Source organism: Ensifer soli (genome assembly GCF_041928815.1).
Lineage (GTDB): Bacteria > Pseudomonadota > Alphaproteobacteria > Rhizobiales > Rhizobiaceae > JBHFEI01.
On sequence record NZ_JBHFEI010000004.1, the window covers coordinates 159,428 to 174,898 of the forward strand.

Genomic DNA, 15,471 nt, shown 5'->3' on the forward strand with positions numbered 1-15,471 from the left:
TTCAACGGGATCATCACGATGAGATACGGATTTCGTCTGCCCTGGCGCCGCGCGCCCGTGCCGGAGACCAAGGCCGCGCACGGCTTCGTCGCCTTCCAGGAGGAGATGCAGGCGCGCTGGACGGGGCGTTCCTACGAGAGCCTGGCGCGCGAGGGCTTCATGCGCAATCCCGCCGCCTACCGGGCGATGCGGCTGGTCTCGGAGGCGGCCGCCGCTGTGCCGCTGCTGCTTTATGACGGGGCGGAGGAGCTGGACACCCATCCGCTCCTCGCCCTTCTCGCCCGGCCGAACGGCCGGATGGGGGGCGTCGATTTCCTCGAGACGCTTTACGGGCACCTGCTGCTCTCGGGCAATGCCTATGTCGAGGCGGTGGCGCTCGACGGGAGCCTTCGCGAGCTGCATCTGCTGCGGCCCGACCGGATGTCGGTGCTCGCGGCGGCGGACGGCTGGCCGGAGGCCTACGAATACTGGGTCGGCGGACGAGCGCGGCGCCATGCGGCCGAGGACGGCATGCTGCTGCACCTGCGGCTCTTTCACCCGCTCGACGACCGGCTCGGCTTTCCGCCGCTGGCGGCGGCGCAAGTTGCCCTCGATCTTTCCAATGCGGCGGCGGCCTGGAACAAGGCGCTGCTCGACAATTCCGCCCGGCCTTCCGGCGCGCTCGTCTACCAGCCGAAGGAGGGCGGCAACCTGACCGCCGACCAGTTCGAGCGGCTGAAGAGCGAGCTGGAGGAGGGCTATTCCGGCCCGGCGCGCGCGGGACGGCCGCTGCTGCTCGAGGGCGGGCTCGACTGGAAGGCGATGAGCCTCTCGCCGAAGGACATGGATTTCGTCGAGGCGAGGAACGGCGCGGCGCGCGATATCGCGCTCGCCTTCGGCGTGCCGCCGATGCTGCTCGGCATTCCCGGCGACAACACCTATGCCAACTACCAGGAGGCGAACCGCGCCTTCTACCGGCTGACCGTGCTGCCGATGATCGGGCGGACCCTGTCGACGCTCTCGGCCTTCCTCGCCCGCTGGCACGGCGGCGACCTGCGGCTCGTGCCCGACCTCGACCAGGTCTCCGCGCTCTCCGTCGAGCGCAGCGAGGTCTGGTCGCGGCTGAAGGAGGCGGATTTCCTCACCGAAGCCGAAAAGCGGCAGGCGGTCGGCTATTCGGAATAGCGTTTCCGGCCGGACTGGCTGCGATCGAGCGCGGATATCGGAAAATTCATTGAATACAAGAGGATGGAGAATTTCCGAGGATCCGGTGACCGCGGGAAACGTTTCCGGAAAGACGTTCTCCGTCAGTGGTTTGCCGCGGGCAGGCGATTCCGGGTCTCAATGCGCCCCTCGAAAGAGGATGAGGCGGCGGAATCGCTTTCTGAGCAAAACGCGGCAAACCCTGGCGGCGACTCCGGCTTTTCGCTCCGGCAGACCGGCCCGGCGGGCCTTGGCAACGCTTTCATCATCGCATGAGGACCTTAACGATGGCTGACATCGGCAATGACGGCCTGTGGGTCGCGCGCGGCGTCGGCGCGGCGGCCGGCGCCGCGGTGGCGCTCGCCTACATGCTGCCGAAGGGCAGGCGCGAGGCGGCGTCGCGCTTCTTCACCGCGCTTGCCTGCGGCCTCGTCTTCGGCGGGCCGGCGGGCGTCTGGCTCGCAGGGCGCCTCGGGATCGCCGGCGACCTGACGGCCTTCGAGACGCTTCTCAGCGGTTCGGCCGCCGCCAGCCTTTCCGCCTGGTGGACGCTCGGCGCGCTTGTGCGCACGGCGGAACGTTTCGGCCGGCGCGGCTAGCACCTCCCCCTAATCCTGAACATGGAGACATGCATGATCACCGACGACCTTCCGGTCTGGCGGACGAAGGCCTATGCGCCGCTGTCGATCTCGACCGTCGGGGCCGAGGGACGCTTCACCGGCTATGCCAGCCTCTTTGGCGAGGTGGACCTCGGCAAGGACGCGATCGAGCCCGGCGCCTTCTCGAAATCGCTGGTGAAGCGCGGTGCCTCGGGCGTGCGCATGCTGTTCCAGCACGATCCGGCCGAGCCGATCGGCGCCTGGAAGACGATCCGCGAGGACGAACGCGGCCTTTTCGTCGAGGGCCAGCTGGCGATCGGCGTGGAGCGGGCACGCGAGGTGTACCAGCTGCTCAAGGGCCGGGCGCTCGACGGGCTTTCGGTCGGCTTCCAGACGCTGCGCTCGCGCACCGACCGGGGCAGCGGCGTGCGCCGCATCCTCGAGGCCGATCTCTGGGAGATCTCGATCGTCACCTTCCCGATGCTGCCTTCGGCGCGGGTCTCGAACGTGAAGAATGCGCGGTGGTTCCGCGACCGGGAAACCGAACTCGTCCGCAGCCTGCGGCGGGCCTCCCGGATGTTGAAACGTACCATGATGAAGGATGACAGATGACGGACATTCTGACTGCCGCACCGGAAATCAAGTCGGCTCCGGACACTTTCGACAGCGCCTTCGACGACTTCATGCAGGCCTTCGAGGCCTTCAAGGAGGTGAACGACCGGCGGCTCGGCGAGGTCGAGAAGAAGCTCACCGCCGACGTCGTCACCCGCGACAAGGTCGAGCGCATCAACCGGGCGATGGACGAGCAGAAGCGGGTGATCGACCAGATGCTGCTGAAGCGTGCCCGGCCGGCGCTCGCCGGAACCGAGCCGGCCGGGCTCGACGATCTGGAACACCGCGCCGCCTTCGACAGCTATATCCGCAAGGGCGACGAGCAGGGCCTGCGGGCGCTCGAGCAGAAGGCGATGTCGGTCGGCTCCTCGGCCGATGGCGGCTATCTGGTTCCCCCGCAGACCGACGGCGAGATCGGCCGCAGGCTCTCCGTCGTCTCGCCGATCCGGGCGCTTGCGACGGTGCGGCAGGTGAGCGGCACGGTGCTGAAGAAACCCTTCGCCACGACCGGCTTTGCCGCCGGCTGGGTCGCGGAAACCGGCAGCCGCAGCCAGACGACGACGCCGACGCTTGCGGAAATGTCCTTCCCGACCATGGAACTCTACGCCATGCCGGCGGCGACGCCGGCGCTGCTCGACGACACCGCGCTCGACATCGAGGCCTGGATCGCCTCGGAGGTCGACATCGCCTTCGCCGAGCAGGAGGGCACCGCCTTCGTCACCGGCGACGGAACCAACAAGCCGAAGGGGTTCCTGACCTACACCGCCGTTGCCGACGGCAGCTGGAGCTGGGGCAATCTCGGCTATGTCGCCACCGGCGCGGCCGGCGCCTTCAAGGCGTCCGGCCCCTCCGACACGCTGGTCGAGACGATCTATGCGCTGAAGGCGGGCCATCGGCAGAACGCGGTCTTCGTCATGAACCGCAAGACGCAAGGCGACATCCGGAAGTTCAAGGATGCGGACGGCAACTATCTCTGGCAGCCACCCTCCGGCCCCGGCCAGCCCGCTTCGCTGATGGGCTTTCCGGTGACGGAGGCCGAGGACATGCCCGATGTCGGCGCCAATGCGCTTTCGATCGCCTTCGGCGACTTCCGCTCCGGCTATCTCGTCGTCGACCGCGCCGGCGTGCGGGTGCTGCGCGATCCCTATTCGGCCAAGCCCTATGTGCTCTTCTACACGACGAAGCGCGTCGGCGGGGGCGTGCAGAATTTCGAGGCGATCAAGCTGATCAAGTTCGCCGCCTCTTAAGCGGCGCGCGCCTTCCCGCCGGCCTGTTCCCGGGCGGCGGGACGGCGGACGCGGCTTTCCCTCCCGGCCGCGTCCGCCAACGAAACAGAATTTCCGGAGAGATCCCATGACGATTGCCGAACTGACGGCGCCCGCGACGGAGCCGCTGACGCTGGACGAGGCGAAGGCGCATCTGCGCATCGACCTCGACGCGGAGGACGAACTGATCGCCGGCCTGATCGCCGCCGCCCGCGCGCATCTCGAAAACGAGACGGGGCTCGCGCTGATGGCGCGGACCTTCCGGCTCTATCGCGACGACTGGCCGGCCTCCGGCATCGTCGAGATCGGCCGCTGGCCGGTCACCGCCATCGAGGCGGTCACCGTCTATGACGGCGACGGGGTGGCGATCGCGCCCGCGCTCGGCGCCGCGCGGCTCGACGGGCAGGCGCGGCCGGCACGGCTCTTCCTGCCCGAGCGACCGTTGCCGGGCGTGGAGGTGAACGGCATCGAGATCGATTTCACCGCGGGCTTCGGCGAAACCGGCGCGGACGTGCCGGACGTGCTGAAGCGGGCGATGCTGACCCATGTCGCGGCGATGCATGCCGTTCGCGGCGCCGTCGCGCCCGGCGACCAGCCAGCGGTCGTGCCGGCGGGATACCGACGGCTGATCGGTGCCTATCGGAGGGTGGGCCTGTGATGCGGATCGACCTTCACGATGCCGGGCAGATGAGCGCCCGGCTTTCCCTCGAGGCCTTTGCCGGTACCGGCGACGGGCAGGGCGGCACGGACGGGGCCTATGCGCCGGTCGCGGCGCTCTGGGCGCGGATCGAGCCGGTGTCGATGGCTGCCGAGGAACGGTCCGGCGAGGACGTCGCCGTCGTCACCCATCGCATCTGGCTGCGCTTTCGCCATGACGTCGTCTCCGGAATGCGGCTGACCGGAGCGGGCCGGGTCTTTTCCGTGCGCGCGACGATCGATCCGGACGAGACGCGGCGCTTCCTTGTCTGCCTCTGCCGGGAGGAACGGCCGTGAGCGCCGCCTCGGCGCTGCAGGCGGCGATCTTCGCCAGGCTTTCCGGCGACGCCGACCTGACGGCCGTCGTCGGTGCCGACGGCATCGCGGATCGGCTGGTGCCCCGGACGGCAGCCCCTCGGATCGTCATCGCCCGCATCGACAGCCGCGACCGCTCGACGTCGGACGCCCTCGGCGAGGAGCACCTGGTGACGATCGAGGCGCGGGCCGGCGAGGGCGGCCACCGCGTGGTCGAGGCGCTCGCGGCGCGGATCGGCGCGCTTCTGACCGCGACGCCGCTCGTGCTCGACGGCTTTGATCTCGTGCTGATCACGGTGCGGCGCTGCCGGGTCGGGCGCGATCCGCGCGCGAAGGGGCATGTCGCCGAGATGACGGTCCGTGCGCTGACCGAATAGCGCGGGCCGTCCCTTTACGATCGCATCCGGCGTCGCCGAATCGGCCGCGGATGCCACAACCTTGCGGAAGGAACATGGACAGATGGCGGCACAACGGGGCAAGGACCTTCTCCTGAAGATCCTCAACGGCGGCTCTTACCAGAGCGTGGCGGGGCTTCGCACGAAGCGGCTCGCCTTCAACGCCGGCACGGTGGACGTGACAAATGCGGAATCGGCCGGGCGCTGGCGCGAGCTTCTCGCCGGCGCCGGCGTGCAGCGCGCCTCGATCGCCGGCGCCGGCATTTTCCGCGACCAGGGCTCGGACGGGCTGGTGCGCAGCGCCTTCTTCAACGGCTCGATCCTCGACTGGCAGGTGGTGATCCCGGATTTCGGCACGGTCGCCGGCCTCTTCCAGGTGACGGCGCTCGAATATTCCGGCGCCCATGATGGCGAGATCCTGTTCGAGCTGGCGCTGGAATCGGCCGGGCCGCTCTCCTTCACGGTGCTCTGATGGGCGCGGCGGCGACGCGGCGGGCGAACCGCCGGCGCGGAGAGATCGAGGCGGTGATTTCCGGCGAGCGGCGCATCCTCTGCCTGACGCTCGGCAGCCTTGCGGAACTGGAGACGGCGTTCTCCGCGCAGACGCTCGACGATCTCGGCCGGCGCTTTGCGGCGGGCGGCCTCAGCGCACGCGACATGATCGCCATCCTCGGCGCGGGGCTGCGCGGCGGCGGCAACCTGATCGCCGACGAGGACGTGGCGGAGATCAGCGTCGAGGGCGGCATCGGCGAACTCGCCCGGCTGACCGGCGAACTGCTCGCCGTCACCTTCGGCGGGGCGGAGACGCCGGCGGACCCTTGAGAGCCGCAGCGGGCGCCGCCGCGCCGTTTCCCTGGGAGACGGCGATGACGGCCGGATTCCGCCTGCTGCGGCTCGGACCCTCGGATTTCTGGGCGATGACGCCGCGCGAGCTTGCCGCGGCCCTCGGCAGCGGCGACGCCGTCGGTGGTCCGTCGCGCGCCTCCCTTGCCGCCCTGATGGCGGCCTATCCCGACAGGAGAACGGATGATGGCGGACTTCGATGACGAGGGCCTTGCCGCCGCGCGCGACACGGCGGCCGCACTCGACGATGTTCTCTCCGGCCTCGAGGCGCGCTCGCGCGCCTTCGGCGCGGCGCTGACCGGGGCCTTCGCCTCCGCCGCGCGCGGCGGCAAGGGGCTCGACGACGTGCTGCGCGGCGTCGGGCTCCGGTTGACGGACATCGCGCTGTCGGCGGGATTGAAGCCCGTCGAGACGATGCTCGGCCAGGCGATCGGCGGCTTCTTCTCCGGAGGCGTCACGCCGTTTGCCAAGGGCGGCGTCGTGGCGGCGCCCACCTATTTTCCGCTGGCCGGCGGCACCGGGCTCGCCGGCGAGGCGGGACCCGAGGCGATCCTGCCGCTCCGGCGCGGCAGCGACGGCACGCTCGGCGTTTCGGGCGGGAGCGGCGGAGCCGTCCACGTGACCTTCAACGTCACCACGCCGGATGCGGGGAGCTTCCTGAAATCGGAAGGCCAGGTCGCCGCGATGCTCGCCCGCACGGCCGCGCGCGGGCGGCGGGCATTATGAATCCATCGCCGGGCCGGCGGCGGGAGAAAGGTGAGAGATGACGGGATTCCACGAGGTGCGCTTTCCCCTGCGGCTGGCGCTCGGCACGAGCGGCGGGCCGGTGCGGCGCGTCGACATCGTCGGGCTTTCGAACGGGCGGGAGAACCGCAACAGCCGCTGGCGCAACGCAAGGCGTCATTTCGACGCCGGCTCCGGCATCCGCTCGGTCGGCGACCTCTACGAGGTGCTGGTGTTCTTCGAGGCACGCAAGGGCGCCCTCTATGGGTTCCGCTTCCGCGATCCGGTCGACTTCCAGTCCTGCGGCCCGGAGGAAAGCCCGGGCGCGCTCGACCAGCCGGTCAAGGTCGCCGACGGCGAGACGGCGACGTTCCAGCTCGTCAAGACATATGGCGATGCCGGCGGATCGTCGCTGCGCACCATCGCCAAGCCTGTTGCGGGATCGGTGAAAATCTCGATCGACGGCGTGGAGGTCTCGCCCTCCACCTATGGCGTCGACACGACGACCGGGCAGATCACGTTCTCGCCGGTCCATGTGCCGCCGGCCGGCGCGGTGATCCGCGCCGGCTATGCCTTCGACGTGCCGGTGCGCTTCGACACCGACCGGATCGACGTCGATCTGTCCGACTTCCGCGCCGGGCGCATTCCCTCCATTCCGCTGACGGAGATCCTGCCATGAGGACGATCCCGACCGCGCTCGCCGCCCATCTCGACGGCGAGGCGACGACCGTCTGCCATTGCTGGCGGGTGATCTGCGCCGATGGCGTCGTCCTCGGCTTCACCGAGCATGACGGGGACCTTGTCTTTGCCGGCACGACCTACCGGGCGGCGAGCGGGTTTCTTGCGAGCGACAGCGAGCAGGGCACCGGGCTCGGCGCCGAGGCGGGCGAGGTCACCGGCGGCTTTTCCAGCGCGGCGATCCTCGAGGCCGACGTCGTGGCGGGACGCTATGACGGCGCGCGCGTCGAGACCTATCTGGTCAACTGGCAGGCGCCGGGCCAGCATGTCCGGCTGAGGGTCGAGGAGATCGGCGAGGTGGTGCGGGCGGGCGACCGGTTCCGTGCCGAACTGCGCCGGCAGACGCACCGGCTGGACCAGCTGCAGGGACGCGTCTATGGCCGCCGCTGCGACGCCGCCTTCGGCGATGCGCGCTGCCGCGTCGACGCCGAAGACGCCGCCTATCGCCGCGAGGGCGCGGTCGTCGCGGTCCTGAGCGAGACGCTGCTGCGGGTCTCTGGCCTGTCGGCGAGCCCGGACGGCTTCTTCCGGCTCGGCGAGATGCATGTCCTCACCGGCGAGAATGCAGGTGCCCGGATCTCCATCGAGAACCATGTGCGCGGCGAAGGCGGCGTCACCCTCTCGCTCTGGCTGCCGCCGCCGCTGCCGCTTGTCGCGGGCGACACGTTCGCGGTGACGGCGGGCTGCGACAAGAGTTTTGCCACCTGCGGCGAAAAGTTCGGCAACAGGCTGAACTTCCAGGGCTTCCCGCACATGCCGGGCATGGACTTCGCCTATGGCTATGCCGATGGCGACACCGTGCATGACGGGCGGCCGCTCCATGACCGATGAAGGGAGGACGGGCGCAGAAGCCGTGATCGCCTTTGCCCGCGGCTGGATCGGCACGCCCTACCGCCACCAGGCAAGCGCGAAGGGCATCGGCTGCGACTGCCTGGGCCTCGTGCGCGGCGTCTGGCGCGAGCGTTACGGACGCGAACCGGAAGCGCCGCCGCCCTACCAGCCGGACTGGGCCGAATGCGGCGGCGAGGACCGGCTGATGGCGGCGGCGCGTCGCCATTTCGGCGGGGAGATCGACCGCGCGGCGATGCGGCCGGGCGACGTTCTCCTCTTCCGCTGGCGGAGCGACCTGCCGGCCAAGCATGCCGGCATCCTGAGCGCGCCGGATCGCTTCATCCACGCCTACGAGCAGGCGGCGGTGATCGAATCGACGCTGGTGCCCTCGTGGCGGCGCCGGATCGCCGGCGTCTTCCGGTTTCCCTGAGGCGGAGGTTTTTTCGATGGCGACGATTCTCCTGCAGGCGGCCGGCGCCGCGCTCGGCGGCGTCTTCGGGCCGTTCGGCGCGGCGATCGGCCGGGCGGCCGGCGCGCTTGCCGGCTCCGCGATCGACCGCACGCTGATCAACGGCACGGCGACGATCTCCGGCCGCAGGCTTGCCGATGCGCGCATCAGCGGCGCGGAGGAGGGCGCGGCGATCCCGCGGGTCTACGGCACAATGCGCGTCGGCGGCACGCTGATCTGGGCGACCCGCTTCGAGGAGGAGGTGCTGACCGAGCGCAGCGGCGGCAAGGCCGGCGGCGCGCGGGTGGAGAGCTTCAGCTATTACGGAAACTTCGCTTTCGGCATCTGCGAGGGCCCGATCGCCGGCGTGCGGCGCGTCTGGGTCGACGGGCGCGAGCTCGACCTGACGACCGTCGAGATGCGGCTTTATCGTGGTACCGCCACGCAAGGCCCCGATCCCCTCATTGAGGCGAAGCAGGGGACCGGCGCGGCCCCCGCCTATCGCAACCTCGCCTATGCCGTCTTCGAGCGGCTGCCGCTCGACGGCTACGGCAACCGCGTGCCCCTCGTCCAGTTCGAGGTGATGCGGGTGACGGGACGATTGGAAAGGCAGATCCGCGCGGTGACGATGATCCCGGGATCGAGCGAATACGGCTACGACCCCGCCATCGTCAGCGACGTTCCCGAGCCCGGGACGCGGCGGCTGATCAACCGCAACGTCCTGCACGGCGTGTCCGACTGGAGCGCCTCGCTCGACGAATTGCAGGCGCTCTGCCCGAACCTCGAACGGGTGGCGCTGGTGGTGAGCTGGTTCGGCACGGACCTGCGCGCCGGGCACTGCCGCATTCGCCCGGGCGTCGAGACGGCCACGCGCACCGGCGCCAGCAAGGCCTGGTCCGTGTCCGGCATCGCCAGGGGCGCGGCGCATCGGGTAAGCGACAGCGACGGCGCGCCCGCCTATGGCGGCACGCCGTCCGACGACAGCGTCGTCGCGGCGATCGCGGACCTCAAGGCGCGCGGGCTCAAGGTCTATCTTTACCCCTTCGTCATGATGGACGTCGCCGCCGGAAACAGCCTGCCGAACCCCTATGGCGGCACCGGCCAGCCGGCCTATCCCTGGCGCGGCCGCATCTCCTGCCATCCGGCGCCGGGCGAGACGGGCACGGCGGACCGGACGGCGGCGGCGCGGCTGCAGGTCGAGGATTTCTGCGGCACGATCGGGCCGGGCGATTTCGTCGTCTCCGCAGCCTCGGTGCGCGCGACCGGCGCCGACGAGGGGTTCCGCCGCCTCGTCCTGCACTACGCCCATCTCGCGGCCGTCGCGGGCGGCGTCGACGGCTTCATCATCGGCTCGGAGATGCGCGGGCTGACGCGAGTGCGCGACGACGACGGACGCTTTCCCTTCGTCGAGGCGCTGATGGCGCTTGCAGACGACGTGCGCGGCATCGTCGGGCCGGGGACGGCGCTGACCTATGCCGCCGACTGGAGCGAATATGCGGGCTACCAGCCGGCCGGAGAGGAGGGGGTGCTGCTCTTCAACCTCGATCCGCTCTGGGCGCATGCGGCGATCGATGCGGTCGGCATCGACAACTACCTGCCGCTCGCCGACTGGCGCGACGCGGATCGCGGTACCGGCAATCCGGACGGCTTCCTCCATGCCGAGGACGGCGCCGCGATGGGGCGGCAGATCCTGGCCGGGGAATATTACGACTGGTATTATAAGACGTCGGCCGACCGGACCAACCGGATCCGCACGCCGATTACCGACGGGCTTGCCGGAAAGCCCTGGGTGTTTCGCGCCAAGGACATTCCCGGCTGGTGGGCGAATCCGCATTACGGGCGCGGGCCGGCGGGCGAGGACGAGAGCCCCAGCCCATGGATCCCCGGCTCGAAGCCGGTCTGGTTCACCGAGATCGGCTGCCCGGCGATCGACAAGGGGGCGAACCAGCCGAATGTCTTCACCGATCCGAAGTCGTCGGAGAGTTTCGTGCCGCATTTCTCGTCCGGCGCGCGCGCCGACGCGATGCAGCGTCGGTTCCTCGAGGCGGCACTCGGCTTCTGGCAGGGGGACGAGGCGCCGGCGGGATGCGTCGATCCCGACCATGTCTTCGTCTGGACCTGGGACGCGCGGCCGGCGCCCGCCTTTCCCGACGACACCGCGCTCTGGTCCGACGGCGCCAACTGGCGCACGGGGCACTGGCTCAACGGCCGGCTCGGCACCGGGACGGCGGCGGATGTGATCGCCGCGATCCTCGCCGATCACGGGTTTTCGCGCGGCGAGGTGACCCGGGTTGCCGGCGATCTCGGCGGCTATGTGCAGGCCGCCCTCGCCTCGGCGCGCGACATGCTGGAGCCGCTGATGGCGGCGCTGTCGATCGACGCCGTCGACCGGGCCGGGCGTCTGGCGCTGCGTTCGCCGCTGGCGCTGGCCGAGCCGCCGCTGGCGCTGGCGGTGCTCGCCGAGACCGAGGGCGAGGCGCTCGTCGAGGCGACGCGGACCCATGGCGGCGACGATGCGTCCGCAGCCGTCATCGACCATCTCGACGCGGCGCGCGACCATGAGCAGGCGACGACCCGCGCCGTGGCGCCCGCGCCGGACAATGCCCGGGTCCTGCGCCTCTCGCTTCCGGCCGTGTTGCACGAGGATGCGGCGGGCGGCGCCGTCGAGGACGCGCTGCGCCTCCACCAGCTGGCGCGGACGCACATTCGCTGCTCGCTGTCGCCGGACCGGATCGCGCTGGAGGCGGGCGACCTCGTCCGGCTGTCCGACGGGCCGGCGGGACCGTTCATCGTCACCCGGATCGAGGAGGGCGCGCGACGTGTCGTCGAGGCGCGCGCCTTCCAGCCGGCCTCGGGACGCGCGAAGCGGCCGGCCGCGCCTCCCGCCCGGCCGCGCCGGGGCGCGGCACGCGGCTACGCGCCGGTGGTCCATCTCCTGGACCTGCCGCATCTGAGCGGCGCAGTAACCGACTCCGCCCGCATCGCCGTCTTCGCCCGGCCCTGGCGCACGACGATCGTCTCGGCCTCGCCCTTGACAGAAGGCTATCGCCGCCGCGTCGTCCTGCGCCGGCCGGCGCGCATCGGCCGGCTTGTCGAGGCGCTCGGACCGGGCGCGAGCGGGCGCTTCGATCACGGGCAGGCGATCGAACTCGACCTTTACCAGGGTGCGGTGTCGTCGGCCGACCGCATGGCGGTGCTGAACGGCGACAATCGCCTGGCGATCCGCGCCGGAAACGGCGCCTTCGAGGTTGTCGGCTTTCTCGGCGCCGAGGAGGTCGCGGCCGGGCGCTTCCGCCTGACCGGCCTCCTGCGCGGGCTCTCAGGCACGGAGGACGCGATGCGGGCCGGGGCCGCCCCGGGCGCCGAGATCGTCGTTCTCGACAATGCGGTCCAGGCCCTCGGTATCGAGCCGGAAGAGGCGGGGCAGCCGCTCAACTGGATCGTCCAGGCCCATGGCGGTGCCGGTCCGCCGACCGGGCCATTCGCCTTTGCCGGCGGCCTGCGCGCGCTCACGCCGCTCTCGCCGGTGCACCTCAGGGCGCAGCGCACCGCCGGCGGCGACATCGCGCTTGGCTGGATCCGCCGGGCGCGCATCGACGCCGACCACTGGCTCGACGGCGATATCGCGCTCGACGAGCCGGTGGAGGCGTATCGTGTCGAGGTGCTGGACGGCACGGCGGTGAAGCGCAGCTTCGAGGTCCCGGCGTCGTCTGCCGTCTACACGATGGCACAGGAACTGGCGGATTTCGGCGATGCGCGGACGTCGCTGACGTTCCGGGTGCGCCAGCGCGGCGCCAAGGTGGCGCTCGGGCTGCCGGCGGTCGCCACCTGCCTCCTGTAACGGCAATGAAAGAGAAGGAGCGGAATCATGGAAGACAGCAAAGTCTGGTATGAGTCGCGCACGATCTGGGGCGGGCTGGTTGCAATTCTCGCATCCTGTGCCAATCTCGCGGGGCTGGAGATCGGCGCGGACGAAAAGGGCGCGCTGGTCGAGATGCTGGCCACCCTGGCTGCGGCCGCGGGCGGGCTGGTGGCGATCTACGGCCGCGTGCGGGCGCGAAGCCGGGTGGGGCGATGACACGCCGCCGAAGACGGGGGCTTTCCGCGCGACGCCGTGTGCGCCGGAAAGGAGCGCCGGCGCCGGCGGCAACATTCATATGCCATTCAGGCGGGATAGGGTAACCACGCAGCCATGATGCCAGCGGCATCGCTTCCCGTTTCAGACCAATCGAAAGTGCGTTCATGTCGTCACCTCTCGTCATCGCAGCATTGGCAGCGGGCCTTGGCGGTCTGGCCGTGCCCGCCGGCGACGGGGGGGCGACGGGGGCGCGCGTGATCCTCGCCGCCGGCGATTGCAGCGAGGCGGCGCGCGCGGTCGTCGACCAGACGGGCGGCGAGCTGCTCTCGGCGCAGCCCACCGGCGACGGCAAATGCGTCGTCACCGTGCTCGTCCCCGGCAACGGCGGACGCCCGAAAAAGGTCACGATGCGCGTGCCGATGTGAAGATGAAGGCCCGGTATCGCTGAACGTTCCGGGCCGCCGCAGGAAACAGGAAAGAGGCGCGGGCATGCGGATACTGGTGGTCGAGGACGACGCCACTCTCAACCGGCAACTGACCGATGCGCTGAAGGAGGCGGGCTACGTCGTCGATCAGGCGTTCGACGGCGAGGAGGGCCATTATCTCGGCGACACCGAGCCCTATGACGCGGTCATCCTCGACATCGGCCTGCCGGAGATGGACGGCATCACCGTGCTGGAGAAGTGGCGGGCCGCGGCCCGCTCGACGCCCGTGCTGATCCTGACGGCGCGCGACCGCTGGAGCGACAAGGTCGCCGGCATCGATGCCGGGGCCGACGACTACGTGACGAAGCCGTTCCACGTCGAGGAGGTGCTGGCGCGCATCCGGGCGCTGATCCGCCGGGCGGCGGGCCATGCGACCTCGGAACTCGTCTGCGGCAATGTCCGCCTCGACACCAAGGGGTCGAAGGCGAGCGTCAACGGCATCACCCTGAAGCTCACCTCGCACGAGTTCCGGCTTCTCTCCTATCTCATGCACCATATGGGGCAGGTCGTGTCGCGCACCGAGCTGGTCGAGCACATGTACGACCAGGATTTCGACCGCGACTCCAACACGATCGAGGTCTTCGTCGGCCGGCTGCGCAAGAAGATCGGCAACGACATGATCGAGACGGTGCGCGGCCTCGGCTACCGCATGCAGGCGCCGGGAGCCGCCCCTGCCGCCAAGGGCGGCCGGCCGTGACGGGATGGCGCTGAGGGGAGGCCGATCCGTGCGCATCCAGTCGCTGACCGCGCGCGTGCTGCTGGTGTCGTCGATCTGGGCGGTGACGGCCCTGGTCGCGACCGCGCTGGTGATCTCGACGCTCTACCGCCAGGGATCGGAGCGCGGCTTCCAGGACCTTCTGCGCGCGCAGCTCTACAACGTCATCAATTCCGTCTCGGTCAACGAGCAGCGGGTTCTCTCCGGCAGTCCGCAGCTCGGCGACCTGCGCTTCTCCCAGCCGCAGACCGGCTGGTACTGGATCGTCGAGCCGATCGGGGAATTCGACACGCCGGCGCTGATGTCGACCTCGCTCGGATCGGGCAAGCTGCCGATCGTCTCCGTCGAGGAGGTTCCGTTCGATTTGCGCTACGAGCGCTTCTACACCACGCAGGACAGTTTCGGGAATTCCGTCGAGGTGGCGGAGACCGAGGTGGTACTCGACATCGACGGCCGGACGGCGCGTTTCCGTGTCGCCGGCAACCGCGACGTGCTCGAGGGCGACATAGAGGATTTCAACCGCAATCTCTACCTTGCGCTCGGGATCTTCGGCCTCGGCGGGCTCGGCATGAACGCGCTGGCGATCCTGTTCGGCCTGAGGCCGCTCGACCAGGCGCGCCGGTCGATCGAGAAGATCCGCGCCGGGGAAAGCGAGCGCCTGGACGGCGAGTTTCCCCGCGAGATCCTGCCGCTCGCCACCGAGGTCAATGCGCTGATCGAGACCAACCGCCGCATCATCGAGCGCGCCCGCATGCAGGTCGGCAATCTCGCCCATTCGCTGAAGACGCCGATCGCCGTGCTGCTCAACGAGGCGCGCGTGCTGGAGCCGCCGCATGGCGAGGTCGTGAGGGCGCAGGCGGAGGCGATGCAGACGCAGGTGCAGTCCTACCTCAACCGTGCCCGCATCGCCGCCCAGCGCGATTCGGTTCTGGCGCGGACCGAGGCCGAGCCGGTGCTGGAACGGCTGGTCCGGGTGATGCGGCGGCTGAACGCCGACAAGGAGTTCCATATCGACGTGTCGCAGCCTGGCCTCACCGTGGCGATGGAGCAGCAGGACCTCGAGGAGACGATCGGCAATCTCCTGGAAAACGCCGCCCGGCACGCCAGGCATGCCGTCTGGCTGACGGCCTTCTTCGAGCCGGACGACGGGACGGGACGCCGCCTGAAGATCGTCATCGATGTCGAGGACGACGGGCGCGGGCTGACGCCGGAGGAGATCGGCGTGGCGCTGAAGCGCGGCAAGCGTCTGGACGAGAGCAAGCCGGGCGCCGGCCTCGGCCTCTCGATCGTGACGGAGATTGTCCGGGAGTACAAGGGCGGTTTCGCCCTGTCGCGCGGCCGGTTCGGCGGGCTGAAGGCGCAACTCGTTCTGCCGGCGGCGGCCTGAGCCGTTCCGTTGCGGCGCGGGCCATGATATCGCCGGATTTATCAGTCGGTTCTTGCATTCGCATGTTGCATCGCCTGCGATCGGATGACAAAAGGGGAAAATGAGTGCGAATTGCCACCGCAAGTGGAACGGCGCGATCCGCGCCGGTTCGATATCGGG

Annotated in this window: 19 protein-coding genes; all 19 read left to right on the forward strand. The window is 70.1% G+C overall.

The features are described from left to right. Positions 1-18: 18 nt before the first annotated feature. The 19 genes from ACEVQ6_RS07865 (at position 19) to ACEVQ6_RS07955 (ending at position 15,312) form a co-directional block, all read left to right on the forward strand. Entirely contained in the window at positions 19-1,164 is a 1,146-nt protein-coding gene (locus ACEVQ6_RS07865; protein WP_374888385.1) for a phage portal protein, read from the forward strand. 305 nt (positions 1,165-1,469) lie between these two features. Beyond that, positions 1,470-1,781: a DUF6107 family protein gene (locus ACEVQ6_RS07870; RefSeq protein ID WP_374888386.1), complete on the forward strand. Its 312-nt coding sequence runs from the start codon at positions 1,470-1,472 to the stop codon at positions 1,779-1,781. 33 nt (positions 1,782-1,814) lie between these two features. Beyond that, a complete protein-coding gene (locus tag ACEVQ6_RS07875; protein WP_374888387.1) occupies positions 1,815-2,393 on the forward strand; it encodes an HK97 family phage prohead protease in 579 nt (192 codons plus the stop codon). Further along, positions 2,390-3,640: a phage major capsid protein gene (locus ACEVQ6_RS07880; protein ID WP_374888388.1), complete on the forward strand. Its 1,251-nt coding sequence runs from the start codon at positions 2,390-2,392 to the stop codon at positions 3,638-3,640. The genes ACEVQ6_RS07875 and ACEVQ6_RS07880 overlap by 4 nt, the downstream gene beginning before the upstream one ends. Positions 3,641-3,746: 106 nt before the next feature. Next, positions 3,747-4,316 carry a head-tail connector protein gene (locus ACEVQ6_RS07885; protein WP_374888389.1) on the forward strand — a complete coding sequence of 190 codons (570 nt, stop codon included), beginning with the start codon at positions 3,747-3,749 and terminating at the stop codon, positions 4,314-4,316. Beyond that, a complete protein-coding gene (locus ACEVQ6_RS07890) occupies positions 4,316-4,651 on the forward strand; it encodes a phage head closure protein (protein ID WP_374888390.1) in 336 nt (111 codons plus the stop codon). The genes ACEVQ6_RS07885 and ACEVQ6_RS07890 overlap by 1 nt, the downstream gene beginning before the upstream one ends. Continuing rightward, entirely contained in the window at positions 4,648-5,046 is a 399-nt protein-coding gene (locus ACEVQ6_RS07895; protein WP_374888391.1) for a DUF3168 domain-containing protein, read from the forward strand. The genes ACEVQ6_RS07890 and ACEVQ6_RS07895 overlap by 4 nt, the downstream gene beginning before the upstream one ends. A gap of 82 nt (positions 5,047-5,128) precedes the next feature. Next, entirely contained in the window at positions 5,129-5,536 is a 408-nt protein-coding gene (locus ACEVQ6_RS07900) for a phage major tail protein, TP901-1 family (protein WP_374888392.1), read from the forward strand. After that, positions 5,536-5,886 carry a gene transfer agent family protein gene (locus ACEVQ6_RS07905; protein ID WP_374888393.1) on the forward strand — a complete coding sequence of 117 codons (351 nt, stop codon included), beginning with the start codon at positions 5,536-5,538 and terminating at the stop codon, positions 5,884-5,886. The genes ACEVQ6_RS07900 and ACEVQ6_RS07905 overlap by 1 nt, the downstream gene beginning before the upstream one ends. Further along, on the forward strand, positions 5,883-6,110 hold the full coding sequence (locus ACEVQ6_RS07910; RefSeq protein WP_374888394.1) for a rcc01693 family protein: 228 nt from the start codon (positions 5,883-5,885) through the stop codon (positions 6,108-6,110). Before ACEVQ6_RS07905 ends, ACEVQ6_RS07910 begins: the two co-directional genes overlap by 4 nt. Beyond that, entirely contained in the window at positions 6,094-6,633 is a 540-nt protein-coding gene (locus ACEVQ6_RS07915) for a phage tail tape measure protein (protein ID WP_374888395.1), read from the forward strand. Before ACEVQ6_RS07910 ends, ACEVQ6_RS07915 begins: the two co-directional genes overlap by 17 nt. A 37-nt stretch (positions 6,634-6,670) precedes the next feature. Further along, positions 6,671-7,309, forward strand: a complete 639-nt coding sequence (locus tag ACEVQ6_RS07920) for a phage distal tail protein, Rcc01695 family (RefSeq protein WP_374888396.1) — start codon at positions 6,671-6,673, stop codon at positions 7,307-7,309. Then, positions 7,306-8,199, forward strand: coding sequence for a DUF2163 domain-containing protein (locus ACEVQ6_RS07925; protein WP_374888397.1), 894 nt, complete (start codon positions 7,306-7,308; stop codon positions 8,197-8,199). The genes ACEVQ6_RS07920 and ACEVQ6_RS07925 overlap by 4 nt, the downstream gene beginning before the upstream one ends. Beyond that, positions 8,189-8,629, forward strand: a complete 441-nt coding sequence (locus ACEVQ6_RS07930) for an NlpC/P60 family protein (RefSeq protein ID WP_374888398.1) — start codon at positions 8,189-8,191, stop codon at positions 8,627-8,629. The genes ACEVQ6_RS07925 and ACEVQ6_RS07930 overlap by 11 nt, the downstream gene beginning before the upstream one ends. A 16-nt stretch (positions 8,630-8,645) precedes the next feature. Next, positions 8,646-12,488 carry a baseplate multidomain protein megatron gene (locus ACEVQ6_RS07935; protein WP_374888399.1) on the forward strand — a complete coding sequence of 1,281 codons (3,843 nt, stop codon included), beginning with the start codon at positions 8,646-8,648 and terminating at the stop codon, positions 12,486-12,488. Positions 12,489-12,515: 27 nt separating this feature from the next. Beyond that, positions 12,516-12,725 carry a hypothetical protein gene (locus ACEVQ6_RS07940; RefSeq protein ID WP_374888400.1) on the forward strand — a complete coding sequence of 70 codons (210 nt, stop codon included), beginning with the start codon at positions 12,516-12,518 and terminating at the stop codon, positions 12,723-12,725. A 164-nt stretch (positions 12,726-12,889) separates the two neighbouring features. Then, positions 12,890-13,150 carry a hypothetical protein gene (locus ACEVQ6_RS07945; protein ID WP_374888401.1) on the forward strand — a complete coding sequence of 87 codons (261 nt, stop codon included), beginning with the start codon at positions 12,890-12,892 and terminating at the stop codon, positions 13,148-13,150. Between the two features lie 64 nt (positions 13,151-13,214). After that, entirely contained in the window at positions 13,215-13,907 is a 693-nt protein-coding gene (locus ACEVQ6_RS07950; RefSeq protein ID WP_374888402.1) for a response regulator transcription factor, read from the forward strand. A 28-nt stretch (positions 13,908-13,935) separates the two neighbouring features. Beyond that, positions 13,936-15,312, forward strand: a complete 1,377-nt coding sequence (locus ACEVQ6_RS07955) for an ATP-binding protein (protein ID WP_374888403.1) — start codon at positions 13,936-13,938, stop codon at positions 15,310-15,312. The last annotated feature ends 159 nt before the right edge of the window (positions 15,313-15,471 follow it).